This is a genomic window from Rhodococcus sp. Q (assembly GCF_005503035.1).
In the GTDB taxonomy this organism is placed as follows: Bacteria; Actinomycetota; Actinomycetes; order Mycobacteriales; family Mycobacteriaceae; genus Rhodococcus_G.
The window spans coordinates 83,145-102,573 of sequence record NZ_SCOY01000020.1 but is presented as its reverse complement, the minus strand read 5'-3'; the positions used below and the strand labels follow the sequence as shown (position 1 = coordinate 102,573).

The window sequence follows — 19,429 nt, the reverse complement described above, 5'->3', positions numbered from 1 at the left end:
TTCCGGAGCGGGCGCGGGGGCGGGTTCCGGAGTCGGCGTCACCGCGGGTGCGGGCGGCGCAGGCGTCGGGGTGGTCGTCTCGACCGGCGTGCACACCGGCAGCAGGTCGCCGTCGGCCAGGCGCTGCATCTGGCTCTTGGCGTCCTCGAGGGACCCGGACGGCAGCCCGGCCCGAACCTGTTCCCGCGCGGACGGCTGCAGGGCGTCGACGGTCAGCACCGTGCAGGTGGTGTTGCCGGAAGGCACGAGCGTCAGGTCGCCGTCGTCGGTGACGCAGCCGACGAGGTTCGCTTCCTGCAGCGAGTAGCCGAGGACCGATCCGGGCACGCCGCGCATCACGGCGACGCGACCGTCGTCGGCGCCGACGTAGTAGTTGTTGCGGACCACCATGCGACCGACCACGAGCCCGACCGCGATGACGGTGATCAGGCCGAGCGCCACCAGAATCCAGCGCAGTCGCTTCCGCTTCTTCGGCTGCGGCTCGTCGGCAACCTGGATGCGGCGGGGGGTTGCCCGCGGGGGTCGCATCGCGGCGGCCCGGCCCGCGGCCGTGTCGGGCGGCGGGGTGTCCTCGTCCTCGTCGGACGCGGCTCCGCCGACGATGGGACGGCTGGGGCCGTAGTCGAGGTCGATGACATCCGCGACGACGACCGTCACGTTGTCCGGTCCGCCGCTGCGCAGCGCCAGCTCGATGAGTCGGTCCGCGGATTCGGCCGGGGTGCCGTTGCTGAGGACGTCGGCGATCGTCTCGTCGCTCACGACGTCGGACAGTCCGTCGGAGCACAGCAGGTAGCGGTCGCCTGCGCGTGACTCACGGACGGTGAGGGTCGGCTCGATCTCGTTGCCGGTCAACGCCCGCATGATCAGCGAACGCTGCGGATGCGTGTGAGCCTGCTCCGCGGTGATACGGCCCTCGTCGACGAGGGACTGCACGAAGGTGTCGTCGCGGGTGATCTGGGTGAGGACGGCGTCGCGCAGCAGGTAGGCGCGCGAGTCGCCGATGTGGGCGAGTCCGAGTTTGCTGCCCGCGAACAGGATCGCCGTCAGGGTCGTGCCCATGCCGTCGAGCTCGGGCTCCTCCTCGACCTGTTCGGCGATGGCGGCGTTGCCGTGACGCGTGGCGGCGGCGAGCTTGCCGAGCAGGTCGTCGCCGGGCTCGTCGTCGTCGAGGTGCGCGAGTGCCGCGATCATCAACTGCGACGCCACTTCACCGGCTGCGTGGCCGCCCATGCCGTCGGCGAGGGCCAGTAGACGCGCACCGGCGTAGACGGAGTCCTCGTTGTTGGACCGCACGAGGCCGCGGTCGCTACGCGCTGCGTAGCGCAGGACGAGGGTCACGGGCGGAGCTCGATCACGGTCTTGCCGACCCGTACAGGGGTGCCGAGTGGAACCCGGACGGCGGTGGTGACCCGCGCCCGATCCAGGTAGGTGCCGTTCGTCGACCCGAGATCCTCGACGTACCAGTCGGTTCCGCGGGGCGAGATGCGTGCGTGCCGAGTGGACGCGTAGTCGTCGGTGAGGACCAGCGTCGAGTCGTCGGCCCTGCCGATGAGGACGGGCTGGGTACCGAGCGTGATGCGGGTTCCCGCGAGGGCACCCTGCGTCACGATGAGGTTCTTCGCGACCTTCGGCTTCCCGAACGACGGCAGCACCGACGAGGTGCGGCTGTAGCGCGGCGGCACCCGCACTCCGGCGGCGGCGTACACGTCGTTGCGGAGGGTGCGCAGCACCGCCCACACGAACAACCACAGGAGCAGCAGGAAGCCGGCCCTGGTCAATTGCAGGATGAGTCCCTGCACTGCGGTCCACCTCCTCCTGGCGCGCGGCACTGTGCCGACGGCGACGTACGGCGATACGGTTGGGTCGATCGCACAAACCACAATACGGAATGTGCTGGGGCTTCGACCGCTGCAGTGCGACCTTTCGGCTCGCACTTGCTCAGCTGATCGCAGACGACGGGTCGCGGCTAGACGATGCGCACCAGGATTTCGGAGTGGCCGGCACGGATCACGTCACCGTCGGCGAGCTGCCAGTCCTGCACGGGCGCGCCGTTGACGGTGGTGCCGTTGGTCGATCCGAGGTCGGAGAGCATGGCGACCTGGCCGTCCCAACGGATTTCGATGTGCCGACGGGAGACGCCGGTGTCGGGGAGCCGGAACTGGGCTTCCTGGCCTCGGCCGATCACGTTGCGTCCCTCGCGGAGCTGGAAGTTACGGCCGCTGCCGTCCTCGAGCTGCAGGGTCGCGGTGAAGGTGCGGTTCGCGTCGAAGCTGGGGTACTCGTTGCCGTAGCTCTGGCCGTAGGGCTGCTGCTGCTGCTGCCCGTACGCCTGCTGCTGGTCGTAGCCGTAGTCCGCGTTCGCCGGGTACTGGTTGCCGTAGTCGGCTTGCCCGTAGTCCGCCTGCTGGTAGTCGCCGCGGGAGTAGTCCTGGCCGCCGCCGTACGGGTTGGCCGTGTTGGCCGGGTAGTCGGGGTTCGGCGGGTACGGGTTGGCGTAGTCGGCCTGCTGGTAGTCGCTGCGCGAGTAGTCCTGGCCGCCGCCGTACGGGTTGGCCGTGTTGGCCGGGTAGTCGGGGTTCGGCGGGTACGGGTTGGCGTAGTCGGCCTGCTGGTAGTCGGACGCAGGCGGGTACGGGCTGGCGTACTCGGCGCCGTTCGCGCGGCCACCGTTCTGGGCGTAGCCGTTGCGGGGCTGGTCGTAGCCGCCGCCTGCCGCCGAATACGACGGGTACGACTTGCCGTTCTGGGCGCCGACCGGGGGACGGTCCTGTGAGTACCGACCCTCGTCCGCGGGCTCACGCGAGGGATCGAAACCTGGGTTTTGCGTCATCTGGCCGGCTCCTGGGTTCATGGGTGCGGAGGGTCGTGCGTTCGCGGGCGGTAACGGTACTCGCTGACCCTGGCGCGGGTTCGGCGTTGAGCCCACATCCGGATCCACCGCCCCGCGGGCCCGGAACTGGCCTGTGTGCAGTGTGGACGACGGCTCGAACCGAACGGAGATCGGCCCGTATGTTTGCCATCCCTGATCGCGGATGAAGTCCTCAAGGTGTCGGGAGAACGCCTTGACTGTCAAGTCCTTGTCCGAGGACAACTCGTCGTGATCCGACTCGTTGATCGTGATGACGTACGAGTTCGGGGCGAGCATGTGCCCGCCCTCCAGCTGCTGCAGTCCCTCGAGGGCCTGCTGCTGCAAGGCGGACTCGACCTCCTGGGGAACGACGCCTCCGCCGAAGACCCGAGCGAGCCCGTCTCCGACGACACCTTGGAGCTTGCGCTCGAAGCGTTGGACGATACCCACACCGACCTCCTCTCGATCCATCGCGTGTCGCGGTGATTTCGCACCGCCCCGCCATGGTATCCGGGGCGCGCGACACTCTGCGGGCATGTGACGATCACCGCAGGTCAGCAAGGCGAATCGTGTTTTGCTAAGGCTGCATGCTAGTGTTTCCAGCGTCGCTCGGGCGAGTGGCGGAATGGCAGACGCGCTGGCTTCAGGTGCCAGTGTCCTTCGGGACGTGGGGGTTCAAGTCCCCCTTCGCCCACAACGAGCAGTTCCACGAACTGCACCGAACGAGGTCACGAACTCGAAAGAGATCGTGACCTCGTTCTCGTTTCACCCGGGACCTGAGCTCGCCGCAGCGCACCCTGTGGGCTGCGGCCTCGGTCACTGTTGCGCGGCCACCGCCCGCTCGATCCAGTTGAACACGGGCGACAGCGTCTCGGGCGGGGACCAGCCGTTGACCACGGCGAGAAGTTCGAGGTACCTCTCGCGGCGGGGGTCTGCCACCAGAGCGACCCAATCGAGCAGCCGTCGCCGCGCCTGGGGGCCGACGGGCAGGTCCACGATGCGAGCGAAAGCCGCAACGACGTCGTCGACCACGGGAGCAGCCTCCGGTGAGACCGGATCGACGCTCGCGGTCAGCGCCGGGCCGACCAGGTCGCACATCACGGCGGCGGTGTCGCGGTGCACGCCGGCCCCGTGGTGCGCGCGATCGGCGGCGAAATGGTCGGTCACACCCACCATCACTTCCCGGAACTCGTTGTCCTGCATCAGCTCGGCCAGCTCCAGCCACGCCGTGATCTGCTCCGGTTCCGGCTCGTCCGGCAGCTCGGGAGTCAGCGTGCGCATGATTCCGTGGACGGCCGCATCGCTTGCTGCCCCTCCGAACACCCCGCCGAGAAAGGCGTTGATCAATTCACGCCGTTCTCTCTCCGCCATCGTCGCGAGGGCAGGTACCGTGGCCATCGCCTCGGGGGTGGATCCTCGTTCGGTGACCGCCTGCAGGAGTGCGCGTTGTATCCGGAGCACTCGGATCTGAACCGCCAGTGCGTCGGCGTGCTGTGCGGCGACGTCGGGCAGTGTGGCTTCCCGATCCACGACCTTCCGGATCGTTTCCAGATCCAGGCCCAGGTCGCGAAGGGTACGGACGAACGTGAGTCGGGCCGCGGAGTCGGCACGATAGCGACGGTGCCCTGCCGCATTTCGGCCGGCGGGCGGAACGATTCCCCTGTCTGCGTAGTACCGAATCGTCTTGACCGCCAGGCCGGTGCGTCGCGCGAGATCACCGATGGACAGCCAGGTGTCGTCTTCCATGTCCCCACCCTGGTATCTCCCCCCGCAGGAGACGCAAGCGGATTCGACGGCCCAGCGCGGATGCGATGTGCCGACCAGTCGGAGGAGTGCGTCGACCTGTGGCATTTCGCGACGGGTCAAAGCTCTGGAAATCCTGGTGTCCACACACCTTCTGCGGCGTGCGCACGGCTGTTCGGCGAACAAAACCCCTGTGCACGCCCCGAGAAGGGTGTGCACAGGGGTTTCGTGACGGCGACTAGTAGGACTTTGTTAGGTCGGAAAGGTGTGGTGGCAGGTCGGGCAGGTGCCGATCCAGATGGCGAGTGCGCGTTGGATGTCGCGGACGATGCCGTAGAGGGTCAGCCCTGCCCACCGGCTTTTGGGCCGGTGAGCCGCAGGGTGGTCAGGAACAGGTGGGCAGCGGTGACGAGGGTGGCGTGGTGGTGCCAGCCGAGCCAGGAGCGGCCCTCGAAATGGTCGAGACCGAGTGCGACTTTGAGTTCGCGGTAGTCGTGCTCGATCCGCCAGCGCAGCTTGGCGAGGCGGACGAGTTCGTCGATGGGGGTGTCGGCGGGCAGGGTCGACAGCCAGTAGTCGGTGGGTTCGGTTGCAGTGGTGGGCCATTCGGCGAGCAGCCACACCTGCTCGACCGATCCGTCGTCGGCGCGGGGCACCCGGTGCCCGGCGGGGCGGGCCCGCAGCGCGACGAATCGTGAACTCATGACGGCATCGGGATTGCCCGGTGTGGTCTTGGTGCCGCGCCGCCACGCCGCCCGCTGCATCGCGTCCGGGCCTGCGGCGAGCACCATGTCCCGGCAGCTGGACTTCGGAACCCGGTAGCGGGCGGTGAACGGGCGCCCGGGACCGATGCGGGGCGGGGTCTCGGGTACCGCGTCGGCAGGGTAGACGCTGGTGGCGGCCTTGACCGCCACCATATAGGGGATGGCACGGTCGGTGAGGGCGGCGCGGAACTGGGCGCCCTCGCCGTAGCCCGCGTCCGCCACCACCACTCGGGGTCGGGGCCGGCCCCAGGCGAGGAGTTCGTCGATCATCTCCACCGCCATCTCCCACTTCGGTCGATGCCGTTCACCGTCGGGGACCGCCGACTTCTTCCGCCGAGCTGCCACCGCATTCGCGGCCGCGGGGCCGTCGACGCAGTGCTCGTCCCAGCTCTGCGGCACGAACAACCGCCAGTTCAACGGGCACGAGGCGTCGTCGGATGCCGCGTGCACACTGACCGCGATCTGGCAGTTCCCGACCTTGCCCAACGTGCCCGAGTACTGCCGGGCGACGCACGGCGAGAAGTCACCGTCCTTGCCGAACCCCGTGTCGTCGACCACCCACGCATCCGGTGCGATCACCTCACACGCCTTACGCGAGAGCGCCATCCGCACCGGCTCGACCTTCCATGGGGAACTGGTCACGAACTGCTGCAACCGCTGATGATCGACACCGAGCCGCTGCGCCATCGGCTGCATCGACTTGCGCTCACCGTTGAGCATCAACCCCCGCGTGTACACCCCCGCCGTCGCCACCCTGTCCTTCCGAGACAACGACGAGAACACCTCACCGACGAAGGAGTCGAGACGTTCGTCGACCTCGGACAGGGCTGCGGCATCCACCCGGTCATCGTCTCGAGAATCACATCGAAACTCGAGTCCCCACACCAGTTGTGGCAGACCTAACAAAGTCCTACTAGAGCGTGCCGTTTTCGATGTCGCGCTTCATGGCCTGCTGGTTCTCGATGTGCGAGGAGACGCCGTTCTGCACGGTGTAGTCGATCAGAATCGAGGGCGCCGAGAATGTCAGGTGCTCGGTGACGGTGGTCGCGCCGCCGTTCTCGGTGAAGGTGATCTTCTGGTGGGTGATGATGCCGGGCGCGTCCCAGGTGTCGGTGGTGTACCAGCGTTCGGCGGCGTACGTCCGTTGCTGCCCGACGGTGCGTCCGGGGATCGATGCCGAGCCGGCCGGGATGTCCTCGAGGGCGATGAACTCCCAGACGTCGGCGTCGCCGTCGGTGTAGCTGCGGCGGTCGAGGATGCCCTTCAGGAACGGGTGGCGTCCGAGGCTGTTGTTGAAGTTCGAGTACGCCGGGAACACGCGATCGACGGGTGCGTCGATGGTGATCGGCAAGGTGACGTCCCGGGTCACCAGAAGGGCACCCGCCACGCTCTTCTCAGCTTGGTACAACGCCCACGAGGCCTCCCATTCCAGGTCCACCGTGGAGGAGGACGAGGAGGAATCCGAACTCGATTGGGCGCCGGCCACTCCCACATTCCCGACCGCGAGACCGGCAGCAAGCACGACGGCCGCGAGAAGCGTAGGTGTCGACTTCCCGGCCCGCCGGCCACCGCGCTGCTCAGGACGATCGACCATTCGTGCTACCTCCGCATCGGAATTGTTGCCGTCGTTTCGGCAACCTGGCGGATGATACGTCGCCGGTGAGGTGGATCGAACCCCGAACGGATCGTTAGCGGCTGAACATATTTCGACGTGACGGGGGAGTGGAGCGCCCTACGGTTCGCTCGGCGATGGCGCCGCGCGGACGACCTGCTCCCGTTGCTGCCGAGAATCCGACTCGCCGAGTTCCACATCGATTGCGCCGCTCAGCAGTTCGCGTGCCCGTTCGAGGCTCGTCGAGCCGCTGAGCCAGCGCTCGCTGAGCCCTTCGACGAGTGCGGTGAGGCGTTCGCCGGCGTCGGCGGGGTCGATGGCGGGATTTGCCAGCCCCGCGGCCTGGGCCTGCCGGATGAGGGTCTCGGCGTCGTGGCCCCAGGCCGCGGTGGTGGTACGCAGGGTGTCGCGCAGGTCCTCGGCGAACACGGCGCTCGCGCGTAGTTCCCCCCACGCGACGCTGTTCTCCCGGACGGTGGGTGCGTCCTGGATTTCGAGGAGCAGCATCCGTTCGAGCTGCGTGCGGGGGTTGTCGGCGTCGGACGCGCCGTCGGTGTAGCGCTCGGCCCGGCTGTTGACGTGGTCGAGGGCGCTGCGCAGGATGCCCGCCCGGTCCTGGAAGTGGTAGTAGATCAGGGCGGTCGACACACCGGCCTCGGCGGCGAGCTTCTCCACGCGAAGCCCGCGCACGCCGTCCTGTGCGATCACGCGGACCGCTGCTTCCATGATCTGCTTTCGACGGTCGGCCACGGCGCCACATCCTACGGTCGGTCGGTGGCCGTCAGGCCGCGGGTTCCTGCTGAGTCGTGCAGTGGATACCGCCTCCGCCTGCGGCGATGCCGTCGATGTTGATCTGCACCACGCGGCGGTCGGGGAAGAGCCGCTCCAACTCCGCGCGGGCGGCACCGTCGGTGTCGGGGTCGCCGAACTCGGGGGCGATGACGGCGCCGTTGCAGACGTAGAAGTTGATGTAGCCGGCGGCGAAGTCGTCGGACTCGAACTCGGGCCGGACGGTGCCCGGCGCGTCGAGCACCGCGACCTCGAGCGTCCGCCCCTGCGCGTCGGTCGCCGACTTGAGGATGTCGAGGTGCCGGATCGTGACGTCGTGGTCGAACGATTCGGGGTCCGGGTCGTATCCGGCGACGACGACGCCGGGCCTGGCGAACCGCGCGTAGAAGTCGGTGTGACCGTCGGTGATGTCCTTGCCCTTGATGCCGGGCAGCCAGATGATCTTGTCGAGCCCGAGCAGCGGCATCAGCTCGGCTTCGACGTCCGCCTTCGACCAGCCGGGGTTGCGGTTGTCGTTGAGGACGCAGCTCTCGGTGATGATCGCGGTGCCCTCGCCGTCGACCTCGATGCCGCCGCCTTCGAGTACGAGGTCGGTACCGAGCGTTTCGACTCCGGCCTGCGCGGTGACGATGCCCGCAACGCCCGCATCCTGGTCGAAGTCCTGCTTCTCGCCCCAGCCGTTGAAGTTGAAGTCGACCCCGGCCTTCGTCCCGTTGCCCTCGACGAACACCGGTCCGGTGTCCCGCATCCACAGGTCGTCGAGCGGTGCGGCGACCAGTTCGACGGACGGGCCGACGAGTCCGCGCGCCAGGTCCATCTCCTCGGGGCGCACCAGCATGGTGACGGGCTCGAACTGCGCAATGGTCTGCGCGATCGTCGCCAGGTTCCGCTGGACCTCGGGCAGCAGTTCGGCGCCCCAGATCTCCTCGCTCGCGCCGAACGCCATCCACGTCCGGGCGTGCGGTTCGCCCTCGTCGGGCATCCGCCACTCGCGGGTGTCGGCGTCGTCGGCGACGTCCGAGGAGGAGCCGCCGTCCGAGCAGCCGATCGCGAACAAGCCGCCGGCTGCGGCGAGGCTCGACTGCAGGAACTGTCGTCTGAGCATGGTGTCGGTGTCCTGTTCTCCCCTCGATTCGATCTGGTGATCGGGCGGGGGTTCGTCGCAAATCTATTCCTGACTGAATTTTCAGTCAAGGTCGAAGGTTGGACGGACCCGGTGCTCAGGCAGTGGATCGGGCGAGTCGGCGGTCAGCCGACGCTCTGCCTGCGCACCATTTCGGTGATCCAGATCGGCGCGTACGGCGAGGTGCAGTTCGGGGGCGTCGGGTAGTCCTTGAGCACTTCCAGACGCTCCCCGATGCCGAGGGCGCGCCCGCGGAACTCCGCGTGCGAAATACCGATCTGCGCGAGGCAGTGGTTCATCGCCCACTGCAGGCGGTCGGGGGCGTCCTTCATCTCCGCTTCGATGACGTCGAGCAACCCGTCGAGGTCGAGGCCCTCGGGCTTCTTCGCGACGCGGTCGGTGGTCAGCGCCCAGCCGGCGCTCGCGAGCGCCGGATCGGGGTCCCCGAGCCACGTCTGACGCAGTTCCTCGGCGTGCGGGTTCTTCTTCACCACGTACCCGACGAGCCAGTCGTGCACCTTGGGTGTCCGAGATTCGCGCAGCATGGTGTCGAGTTCGTCGCGGTCGAACGCCTTCGGTCGGCAGATCAGGAGCGCGATCAGACGCGCGGACGTGACGTCCGTCGCCCACAACTCGACGGCAAGATCCTGCTGGGTCTTCAACCGCTTCGCGACGGCCCGCAGCTTCGTCAGGTTCACGCCGTGGTCGTCGCCGTGCCGCTCGTTCACCGCGCGGATCTTCGGGTCCTCCAGCTCGGCCAGTTCGACCAGCAGTTCAGGCACCGTCGTCTCAACCATCGCAGTCCTCCTGATGTCGCGTCCACGCCAGCCTAGGAAGCGGGACCGACTGCGGGAACCCTGCGCTGAGCGGGGTGCGGATGTCAGAAGGTGTCGTTGATCGTGATCCGGTCGTACGACGCCGGGTACTTGTCTCCGCCGAAGCAGTTGAGTGTGGTGGTCTGCCCGACCGGGATCTGTTCGGTCGTGCAGTCCACGAGGGCCATCACCTCGCTGCCGTTCATGAACTTGATCTCGACGATTGCACCGTCCGTGTCGCTGCGGCCGTTCGTCACCTTGAGCCCTTCGACCTGTGCGTAGCCGAGCGAGTCCTGCGTGACGGACCAGCCGGGGGCGTACTGGAACCCCGACACCTCGAAGGATTCGCCCTCGACGATCGTGAGGGGATTGTCGGGACCGCCGGGTGCGGCGTCCTCGGCCTGGTGCGTCTCGATAGCTTCGTTCACCTCGTTGGCTGTGATGCCGACAACGGCAAAGCAACCACCGATGATCAGTACGAACACGGCGACCAGGGCGAGCAGGACGTTGCGCAACGTGTGCGACTTCTTCGGCGGCGGGGGTGCAGCCGCAGGTGGGGAGGCGGCGCCCTGGGTTCGATCGGTCCACTGGGTGCCGTCCCACCACCGCATGACACCGGACTGGTCGGGGTAGTAGCCCGGACCGGGAGGGCCGCCGCCGGGGCTGGAGGTGTCGGACATGGTGGAGTCCTTCCCGCTCGTGGAGCGTTCGCTGCCCCTCGACCGTAGGCACGGCCTGGCTGTATCGACGTCGAAACCTGTCTCGGCGCGGTCCCGGGTCAGTGACGGCACGGCCACGATTGGTTTCGGGGGCATGGCATTCGGACGGGTGGTGTGAGCGCGTGCAGCTGGTTCCGAGTGATGCCCACCACAAAACCTGGCGTCACGATCCGGTCACGCTATGGTTACGGCAGCACTGACCGCAGCTGACTCGATTCGCTGCGGTCAGTAGTCATTTACGGGCCATTTCGGCCGATCGTTCCGCATCCCGCGTCATCGACCGATGAGTCGAGGGCCGCCTGCCGGTCACCATTGAGTGAGTCATCGTCCTCGAGGTGAAGGAGCGGGCAGTGCGAACCCTGGTGATCACCCAGAACATCACTGTCGATGGCGCAATCGAGATGCTGGGAAATTGGTTCGACCCCGCCGGTCAGGACGACGAGATGCTGGAGTCGACGCGATTGCACGCCGACCGCGGCGACGCGCTCGTTCTGGGGAGACGGACGTTCGAGGACTTCCGTGGCTACTGGCCTCGACTGGCAGACGACCCGACCGGTATCGCGGCGGAGTTGAACGACGTCCACAAGTACGTCGTGAGTTCGACGATGACGGACCCGGGCTGGCAGAACTCGACGATCCTCGCCGGGGACTGGCTCGATCAGGTCCGACGATTGAAGGACGGGCCGGGCGGCGAGATCGGCGTCACGGGCAGTATTCGGCTGTGCCACAGCCTGATCGAGGCTGGCCTGGTCGACGAGTACCGGTTGTTCGTCCATCCGGTGGTCCAGGGTGGCGGCAGGCGCCTCTTCCCGGACGGGTACGAGATCCCGCGGCTCGACCGGGTGGCGTCCCGGCCGTTCGGCAACGGCGTCACGCTCCTGCAGTACGCGGCCCGGTGAGGCGTGTGGACGCCGTCCGCGCGGTCGGAAGCCGAGGCTGCCGGTGCCGCTCCGGTGGTCAGGTGAGCACGTGCAGCGCCGCATCCCTGATCCGCCGGCCCCGGCTCGTCGTCGCGACCCGTGCCATCGCCGCCGACCCGCGCACCAGCAACCGCGTCCGCCGCCGCCGCGCCCGGTCATAGCGCCGGAGGGCCTCCTCGACGTCGGAGCTCTCCGTCAGCGCGCGTCCGAGGGTGACGCCGTCGACGATGGCCTCGCACGCGCCGCGTCCCAGGTTCGGCGCCATCGCGTGCGCGGCGTCGCCGATCAGCGCGACGTTGCCGCGCACGTACGAAGGCAGCGCGGGGGAGTGGTGGAGGTCGTGGTGCAGCAGCGCCTCACTGTCGATGCGATCGAGTACCTCGCGAACCGACGGGTGCCATCCTCCGAACCTGTTGCGCAGGAACGTGATTCCGTCGTCTTCTGCGCCCGGTTCGACGCGGACGGCGGCGAAGAAGTTGGTCAGTCCGCCGTCCCGCGGGGTGATGCCGAACAGGGCGCCCGCGTCCCACGTCTCGGTCGTGGTCGACGTATCGCCGGGCACCCAGCCGCGCCAGGCGGCCATGCCGAGCGGCCGGGCCCGGTATCGAGGCCCGAACATCCGGTCCCGGATACGACTACCGATCCCGTCGGCCGCGATGACGACGTCGCAGTCGGTCGGTATCGAGTCGACCGTGCGGGCGAACTCCACGGGGACGTCCGAGGCCAGCGCGTTCAGCAGTGCCGGCCGCGACACCAGGATTGCGCCGCCGGGGACTCGGAGTCGGGCGATGGTGGATCCGTCGGGCCGCAGGATCGCGCCGGAGGACTGGGGGACGCCGACGCCGCGGATTCGATCGCCGACCCCGATGGCGTCGAGCGCGCGCAACGCGGGTGGCCACATGCCGAGCGCGGTTCCTTCGGTGGGAAGGGTGGCGGCCCGTTCGAGTACTCGGACCTGCCATCCGTGCTGGATCAGGTGGTTCGCGGCGGTGAGGCCACCGATGCCGCCGCCGACGATCGTTGCGCGCATGACCTCAACCTACTACGGATGTAGTGACGTTCACTACTGACGTAGTGGACGTCACTACCGCTGTAGTGTTGCCGGAATGGCAGGTAACCGGGAACGCGCCCTCGATGCCGCTCTCGACCTGCTCGGCACCAGTGGGCTGCGGGGTCTGACGCACCGCGGCGTCGACACCGCCGCCGGCCTACCGCAGGGTTCGACGTCGAATTGGTTCCGCACCCGAAACGCCCTGGTCGATGCCGTTCTGGCGCACCTCGTCGAGCGTGATCGCCGCGACTGGGACGACACCGGATCGCGCCGTTTCCCGGCGACCCTGACGGAACTGGCCGACGGACTCGCCGGGTACGTCCTGCTCGCGACCGGGGCGCATCGCACGCGGACCGTCGCCCGGTTCGTCCTGTTCACCGCCGCCGCCACCGACCCGTCGCTGGTCGCGCCCATTTCCCGCGGTCGCGCCGACCTGCTCGAGTGGGGGACAATGATGCTGGCCATGCTCGGATCCCCCGATCCGGGCGCCCATGGACGAATCCTCACGGACTATCTCGACGGCGTGATCCTCCACGAGGTGACCACGCCCTCACTGCCCGGCCAGGCGAGCGCCCTCGACCCGAGACCCGGAATTGTTACGTTGCTCGCCGCGTTCTTCGGAGCCGATTCGGGTCGCATCTGACTGGTCGGTCAGCCCGTTAGCCCAGCTCAGATAGTGAAAAGGATTACCTTAGTTGGCGCGAAGTGGGGGCTGTGAATTATCGTTTTCGGAACATGCTGGACACACAAGAGTCCAGGGGCCACTCGGTCAGCCAGTCGTGACGGGATCACATCCCGAAAAATCGACTGCAGCGATCGCCGGGTGGGCGCGCCGATCCGACGCTGTGTCGGCGCTTGGTTTGCCACGTGATGGCCATCAGCGTTGCTGGTCGTCTGTGCATCTTCACGCACACGAAGGCTAGGTATGAAGCAATTTCCAGGCCACCGGTCTCACGGACCCCAGGGCCTCTATGACCCCTCGAACGAGCACGACGCGTGTGGTGTCGCGTTCGTCGTCGACATGCACGGGCGTCGCAGCCGCGACATCGTCGAGAAGGCCATCACCGCGCTGGTGAACCTCGAGCACCGCGGTGCCGCGGGCGCCGAGCCGAACAGCGGTGACGGCGCAGGCATCCTGCTGCAGGTGCCGGACGCGTTCCTGCGCGCCGTCGTGGACTTCGAGCTCCCGGCCGCGGGTGCTTACGCGACCGGTATCGGCTTCCTCCCGCAGGGCGCCGAGGCCGCGGACGAGGCCGCCGCGGGCGTCGAGCGGATCGCCAACGAAGAGGGCATGACCGTCCTCGGATGGCGTGAGGTTCCCACCGACGGGTCGTCGCTCGGTGCGATGGCACGCGATGCGATGCCGACCTTCCGCCAGGTGTTCCTGACCGGCGCAGGCCTGACCGACATGGCGCTCGAGCGTGCCGCGTACGTCGTGCGCAAGCGCGTCGAGCACGAGCTCGGCGACGGTGGCGCGGGCGAGGACGGCCCGGGCCGCGAGTCGGTGTACTTCCCCAGCCTGTCCGGGCAGACGTTCGTCTACAAGGGCATGCTGACCACCCCGCAGCTCAAGAGCTTCTACCTGGACCTGCAGGACGAGCGCGTCGAGTCGTCGCTCGGCCTCGTCCACTCGCGCTTCTCCACCAACACGTTCCCCTCGTGGCCGCTGGCGCACCCGTTCCGCCGCGTCGCCCACAACGGCGAGATCAACACGGTCACGGGCAACGAGAACTGGATGCGGGCCCGCGAGGCACTCATCGAGTCCGACGTGTTCGGCGAGGACAAGCTCGACAAGATCTTCCCGGTCTGCACCCCGGGCGCATCCGACACCGCGCGCTTCGACGAGGTGCTCGAGATGCTGCACCTCGGTGGCCGCAGCCTGCCGCACGCCGTGCTGATGATGATCCCCGAGGCGTGGGAGCGTCACGAGTCGATGGATCCGGCTCGCCGCGCGTTCTACGAGTACCACTCCGCGCTGATGGAGCCGTGGGACGGACCCGCGTCGGTGTGCTTCACCGACGGCACCGTCGTCGGCGCGGTGCTGGACCGCAACGGTCTGCGCCCGAGCCGCATCTGGGTCACCGAGGACGGCCTCGTCGTCATGGCGTCCGAGGTCGGAGTCCTCGACATCGACCCGGAGAAGGTGGTCTCCAAGACCCGCCTGCAGCCGGGCCGCATGTTCCTCGTGGACACCGCGCAGGGCCGCATCGTCTCGGACGACGAGATCAAGGCCGAGCTGGCGGCGGCGCAGCCGTACCAGGAGTGGCTCGACGCCGGGATGGTCCGGGTGGAGGATCTGCCCGAGCGCGAGGTTCTGCACATGAACCACGAGCGTGTGCTCATCCGTCAGCAGGTGTTCGGGTACACCACCGAGGAGCTGAGCATCCTCCTCACCCCGATGGCCAAGACCGGTGGTGAGGCGCTCGGCTCGATGGGCACCGACACCCCGATCGCGGTGCTGTCCTCGCGGTCGCGACTGCTGTTCGACTACTTCCAGCAGCTGTTCGCACAGGTCACCAACCCGCCGCTGGACGCGATCCGTGAAGAGGTGGTCACCAGCATCGGCGGCAGCCTCGGCCCCGAGGGCGACCTGCTCAACCCGGGTCCGGACTCCTGCAAGCTCCTGAGCCTGCCGTCGCCGGTCCTGCACAACGACGACCTCGCGAAGCTCGTCCACGTCAACGACGACGGCGAGTACCCGGGCTTCCGCTCGGTGGTCATCCCCGGTCTGTACCGGGTCGCGGCAGGCGGAGACGGTCTGCGCGCGGCGCTCGACAGCATCCGCTTCCAGGTCTCGGAGGCCATCGCCGGTGGTGCCCGCATCATCGTGCTCACCGACCGCAACTCCAACGAGACGTTTGCCCCGATTCCGTCGCTGCTGCTGACGTCGGCCGTGCACCACCACCTGGTGCGTGAACGCTCCCGGACCAAGGTCGGTCTGATCGTGGAGGCCGGTGACGCCCGCGAGGTGCACCACATGGCCACCCTGATCGGCTTCGGTGCTGCTGCGGTCAACCCGTACATGGCCTTCGAGTCCATCGAGGACATGATCGAGAGCGGCCAGCTCACCGACATCACCTACGACAAGGGCGTCGCGAACTACATCAAGGCCGCCGGCAAGGGCGTGCTCAAGGTGATGTCCAAGATGGGCATCTCCACGCTCGCCTCGTACACCGGCGCGCAGCTGTTCCAGGTCATCGGCCTGTCGCAGGAACTCATCGACGAGTACTTCACCGGCCTGCGCTCGCAGCTCGGCGGTATCGGTCTCGACGAGATCGCGGCCGAGGTGAAGGTCCGCCACGAGGCGGCCTACCTCCCCCGCAAGGAGGAGCGCGCGCACCGCGAGCTCGAGGTCGGCGGCGAGTACCAGTGGCGTCGTGAGGGCGAGTACCACCTGTTCAACCCGGACACCGTCTTCAAGCTCCAGCACGCCACCCGGACCGGCCAGTACTCCATCTTCAAGGAGTACACGAAGATGGTCGACGACCAGTCCGAGCGGCTGGCGTCCCTCCGCGGCCTGTTCAAGTTCAAGTCCGGTGTGCGCGAGCCGATTTCGATCGACGAGGTCGAGTCGGCCAGCGAGATCGTCAAGCGGTTCTCGACCGGTGCGATGAGCTACGGCTCCATCTCGGCCGAGGCCCACGAGACGCTCGCCATCGCGATGAACCGCCTTGGCGCACGGTCGAACTCGGGTGAGGGCGGCGAGAACCCGCGTCGCTACGAGGTCGAGGAGAATGGCGACTGGCGCCGGTCCGCGATCAAGCAGGTCGCGTCCGGACGTTTCGGCGTCACCTCGCACTACCTGACGAACTGCACCGACATCCAGATCAAGATGGCGCAGGGTGCCAAGCCCGGTGAGGGCGGACAGCTTCCGCCGCACAAGGTGTACCCGTGGGTCGCCGAGGTTCGTGGTTCGACGCCCGGCGTCGGCCTCATCTCGCCGCCGCCGCACCACGACATCTACTCGATCGAGGATCTCGCACAGCTGATCCACGACCTGAAGAACGCCAACCCGGCGGCCCGCATCCACGTGAAGCTGGTCTCCGAGGTCGGTGTCGGCACCGTCGCCGCGGGTGTGTCCAAGGCACACGCCGACGTGGTGCTCATCTCCGGTCACGACGGCGGCACCGGCGCCACCCCGCTGACCTCCGTCAAGCACGCGGGCGCACCGTGGGAGCTCGGCCTCGCCGAAACCCAGCAGACGTTGCTGCTCAACGGTCTCCGCGACCGCATCGTCGTGCAGGTCGACGGCCAGCTCAAGACCGGCCGCGACGTCGTGATCGCGACGCTGCTCGGTGGCGAGGAGTTCGGTTTCGCGACCGCGCCGCTCGTCGTCTCCGGCTGCATCATGATGCGCGTCTGCCACCTCGACACCTGCCCTGTCGGTGTCGCGACGCAGAACCCGCTGCTGCGCAGCCGCTTCACCGGCAAGCCGGAGTTCGTGGAGAACTTCTTCATGTTCATCGCCGAGGAGGTGCGTGAGCTCCTCGCCGAGCTCGGATTCCGCACCATCAACGAGGCGGTCGGCCAGGTCGAGATGCTCGACACGACTGCGGCTCAGGAGGTGTGGAAGGCGGCCAAGCTGGACCTGTCGCCGATCCTCGCGGCGCCCGAGACGGTGTTCCCGGAGCAGGACCTGTACTGCACCGGAACCCAGGACCATGCGCTCGACAGGGCGCTGGACCAGGAGCTCATCGCACAGGCACGCGACGCTGTCGACACCGGCAACCCGGTGAAGATCGAGTCGAAGATCACCAACGTCAACCGCACGGTCGGCACGATGCTCGGCCACGAGCTGACCAAGGTGCACGGTGGTGCGGGCCTGCCCGACGACACCATCGACATCACCTTCACCGGTTCGGCGGGCAACAGCTTCGGCGCCTTCGTGCCGAAGGGCATGACGCTGCGGCTGTTCGGTGACGCCAACGATTTCGTCGGCAAGGGACTGTCCGGTGGTCGCATCGCGGTGCGTCCGTCGTTGCAGGCGCCTGCCGGCTTCGTGGCCGAGGACAACATCATCGCCGGCAACGTGCTGCTGTTCGGTGCCACGGGCGGCGAGGCGTACTTCCGCGGCGTCGTGGGCGAGCGTTTCGCGGTCCGCAACTCGGGTGCCACCACGGTGGTCGAGGGTGTGGGCGACCACGCGTGCGAGTACATGACGGGTGGCCACGTGGTCATCCTCGGCAAGACGGGTCGCAACTTCGGTGCGGGCATGTCGGGCGGTACCGCGTTCGTCTACAACGCGGATCGCTCGTTCGAGGCGAACCTCAACACCGAACTGGTGGATCTCGAGGATCTCGAGAACGAGGACTTCGCCTGGCTGAAGGCCACCGTCGAGAAGCATCGCGACGAGACCGGGTCCGAGGTTGCCGCACGCATCCTCGCCGACTGGTCGCAGCAGGTGAACCACTTCGCGAAGGTCATGCCGCGCGACTACAAGAAGGTGCTCGTGGCGATCGACACCGCGAAGAAGAACGGAACGAACGTGGACGAGGCGATCATGGAGGCAGCTCGTGGCTGATCCGAACGGCTTCCTCAAGCACACCTCCCGCGAGACCCCGGTCCGGCGGCCGGTGCCGCTGCGCCTGATGGACTGGAAGGAGGTGTACGAGGACTTCGACTCGAACACCCTCCGCACCCAGGCCAGCCGATGCATGGACTGTGGTATCCCCTTCTGCCACAACGGTTGCCCGCTGGGGAACCTGATTCCCGAGTGGAACGACCTGATCTACAAGGATCGGTGGCGCGAGGCGTTCGACCGCCTGCACGCGACGAACAACTTCCCGGAGTTCACCGGTCGGCTGTGCCCCGCCCCGTGTGAGGCGTCCTGCGTCCTCGGCATCAACCAGGACCCGGTCACCATCAAGCAGGTCGAGGTCGAGATCATCGATCGCGCCTTCGACGAGGGCTGGGTCAAGCCGATCCGCACCTCGAGCCTCACCGGCAAGAAGGTTGCCGTCGTCGGCTCCGGCCCGGCCGGTCTCGCCGCCGCACAGCAGCTGACCCGCGCCGGTCACACGGTGACGGTGTTCGAGCGCGCCGACCGCATCGGCGGTCTGCTGCGCTACGGCATCCCCGAGTTCAAGATGGAGAAGCGGCACATCGATCGCCGCCTGGTGCAGATGGAGTCCGAGGGCACCGTCTTCCGCACCGGCGTCAACGTCGGTGTCGACATCACCGCCGAGGAGCTCAAGGCCCAGTTCGACGCGGTCGTGCTCGCTGGCGGCGCCACCGAGGCCCGCGACCTGCCGGTTCCCGGTCGCGAGCTGGACGGCATCCACCAGGCGATGGAGTTCCTTCCGATCGCCAACCGGGTGCAGCTCGGCGATATCGATGCACCGACGATCACGGCCGAGGGCAAGAAGGTCGTCATCATCGGCGGCGGCGACACCGGCGCCGACTGCCTCGGCACGTCGCTGCGTCAGGGCGCCGAGATCGTGCACCAGTTCGAGATCATGCCGCGTCCGCCGGAGGAGCGCGCGGAGTCGACCCCGTGGCCGACCTACCCGCTGATGTACCGGGTGTCCTCGGCGCACGAGGAGGGCGGCGAGCGGGTGTTCTCCGTGAACACCGAACAGTTCGTCGGCGAGAACGGCAAGGTGACCGCGCTCAAGGCTCACGAGGTCCAGATGGTGGACGGGCGTTTCCAGAAGGTGGAGGGCTCGGACTTCGATCTCGAGACCGACCTGGTGCTGCTCGCCATGGGCTTCGTCGGACCGGAGAAGCCGGGTCTGCTCACCGACCTGGGCGTCGACCTCACCGACCGCGGCAACGTCGCCCGGTCGGACGAGTGGGCGACCAACGTCCCCGGCGTGTACGTCGCAGGCGACATGGGCCGTGGTCAGTCCCTGATCGTGTGGGCCATCGCCGAGGGTCGCTCGTGTGCGGCCGCCGTCGACGCCTACCTCGAAGGCGGGCAGACCTTCCTGCCGTCGCCGATCAAGCCGTCCGCCGCTCCCCAGCGGTAGGCACCGGGCGCCGGTCAGCGTCGCCCGGCTCCACACCAGCAACCCGCCGCCCCGGTTCAACCGGGGCGGCGGGTTCG

General features: G+C 67.9%; 15 protein-coding genes and 1 tRNA gene. 5 read left to right on the top strand and 11 right to left on the bottom strand.

Annotation, left to right across the window (positions count from 1 at the left end; genetic code table 11):
* From FFS72_RS18210 to FFS72_RS18200, 3 genes are all read right to left on the bottom strand, one after another.
* A partial coding sequence (locus FFS72_RS18210) for a PP2C family serine/threonine-protein phosphatase (RefSeq protein WP_137875234.1) occupies positions 1-1,338 on the bottom strand: 1,338 nt, incomplete at its 3' end.
* A complete protein-coding gene (locus FFS72_RS18205; protein ID WP_137875233.1) occupies positions 1,335-1,799 on the bottom strand; it encodes an FHA domain-containing protein FhaB/FipA in 465 nt (154 codons plus the stop codon). The genes FFS72_RS18210 and FFS72_RS18205, both read right to left, overlap by 4 nt.
* Before the next feature lie 167 nt (positions 1,800-1,966).
* On the bottom strand, positions 1,967-3,298 hold the full coding sequence (locus FFS72_RS18200) for an FHA domain-containing protein (RefSeq protein WP_137875232.1): 1,332 nt from the start codon (positions 3,296-3,298) through the stop codon (positions 1,967-1,969).
* 161 nt (positions 3,299-3,459) lie between these two features.
* Here FFS72_RS18200 and FFS72_RS18195 point away from each other — a divergent pair.
* Positions 3,460-3,542, top strand: a tRNA-Leu gene (locus tag FFS72_RS18195).
* A 122-nt stretch (positions 3,543-3,664) separates the two neighbouring features.
* On the opposite strand, the gene FFS72_RS18190 is transcribed toward FFS72_RS18195, so the two are convergent.
* The 7 genes from FFS72_RS18190 to FFS72_RS18160 form a co-directional block, all read right to left on the bottom strand.
* Positions 3,665-4,594 (bottom strand): MerR family transcriptional regulator, encoded by a 930-nt coding sequence (locus FFS72_RS18190; RefSeq protein WP_137875231.1) that lies wholly within the window; start codon positions 4,592-4,594, stop codon positions 3,665-3,667.
* A gap of 338 nt (positions 4,595-4,932) precedes the next feature.
* Positions 4,933-6,195, bottom strand: a complete 1,263-nt coding sequence (locus FFS72_RS18185) for an IS701 family transposase (RefSeq protein ID WP_137875230.1) — start codon at positions 6,193-6,195, stop codon at positions 4,933-4,935.
* A gap of 73 nt (positions 6,196-6,268) precedes the next feature.
* Positions 6,269-6,949: an SRPBCC family protein gene (locus tag FFS72_RS18180; protein ID WP_137875229.1), complete on the bottom strand. Its 681-nt coding sequence runs from the start codon at positions 6,947-6,949 to the stop codon at positions 6,269-6,271.
* A gap of 138 nt (positions 6,950-7,087) precedes the next feature.
* Positions 7,088-7,717, bottom strand: a complete 630-nt coding sequence (locus FFS72_RS18175) for a TetR/AcrR family transcriptional regulator (RefSeq protein ID WP_137875228.1) — start codon at positions 7,715-7,717, stop codon at positions 7,088-7,090.
* A gap of 31 nt (positions 7,718-7,748) precedes the next feature.
* Complete coding sequence (locus tag FFS72_RS18170; RefSeq protein ID WP_137875227.1) at positions 7,749-8,861, bottom strand: agmatine deiminase family protein; 1,113 nt, start codon at positions 8,859-8,861, stop codon at positions 7,749-7,751.
* A 143-nt stretch (positions 8,862-9,004) separates the two neighbouring features.
* Entirely contained in the window at positions 9,005-9,676 is a 672-nt protein-coding gene (locus FFS72_RS18165) for a DNA alkylation repair protein (RefSeq protein ID WP_137875226.1), read from the bottom strand.
* 83 nt (positions 9,677-9,759) lie between these two features.
* Positions 9,760-10,374: a DUF2510 domain-containing protein gene (locus FFS72_RS18160; protein WP_137875225.1), complete on the bottom strand. Its 615-nt coding sequence runs from the start codon at positions 10,372-10,374 to the stop codon at positions 9,760-9,762.
* Positions 10,375-10,763: 389 nt separating this feature from the next.
* Between FFS72_RS18160 and FFS72_RS18155 the strand changes: the two genes are divergently transcribed.
* Complete coding sequence (locus tag FFS72_RS18155; RefSeq protein WP_137875224.1) at positions 10,764-11,312, top strand: dihydrofolate reductase family protein; 549 nt, start codon at positions 10,764-10,766, stop codon at positions 11,310-11,312.
* Between the two features lie 58 nt (positions 11,313-11,370).
* Here FFS72_RS18155 and FFS72_RS18150 read toward each other — a convergent pair whose 3' ends face one another.
* Positions 11,371-12,363 (bottom strand): FAD-dependent monooxygenase, encoded by a 993-nt coding sequence (locus tag FFS72_RS18150; protein ID WP_137875223.1) that lies wholly within the window; start codon positions 12,361-12,363, stop codon positions 11,371-11,373.
* Between the two features lie 76 nt (positions 12,364-12,439).
* Here FFS72_RS18150 and FFS72_RS18145 point away from each other — a divergent pair, with 76 nt between their 5' ends.
* The 3 genes from FFS72_RS18145 to FFS72_RS18135 all read left to right on the top strand — a co-directional run bounded on the left by FFS72_RS18145 (position 12,440) and on the right by FFS72_RS18135 (position 19,352).
* On the top strand, positions 12,440-13,027 hold the full coding sequence (locus FFS72_RS18145; RefSeq protein WP_171018734.1) for a TetR/AcrR family transcriptional regulator: 588 nt from the start codon (positions 12,440-12,442) through the stop codon (positions 13,025-13,027).
* A gap of 282 nt (positions 13,028-13,309) precedes the next feature.
* A complete protein-coding gene (gltB, locus tag FFS72_RS18140; protein ID WP_137875222.1) occupies positions 13,310-17,905 on the top strand; it encodes a glutamate synthase large subunit in 4,596 nt (1,531 codons plus the stop codon).
* On the top strand, positions 17,898-19,352 hold the full coding sequence (locus FFS72_RS18135; RefSeq protein ID WP_137875221.1) for a glutamate synthase subunit beta: 1,455 nt from the start codon (positions 17,898-17,900) through the stop codon (positions 19,350-19,352). The genes gltB and FFS72_RS18135 overlap by 8 nt, the downstream gene beginning before the upstream one ends.
* The last annotated feature ends 77 nt before the right edge of the window (positions 19,353-19,429 follow it).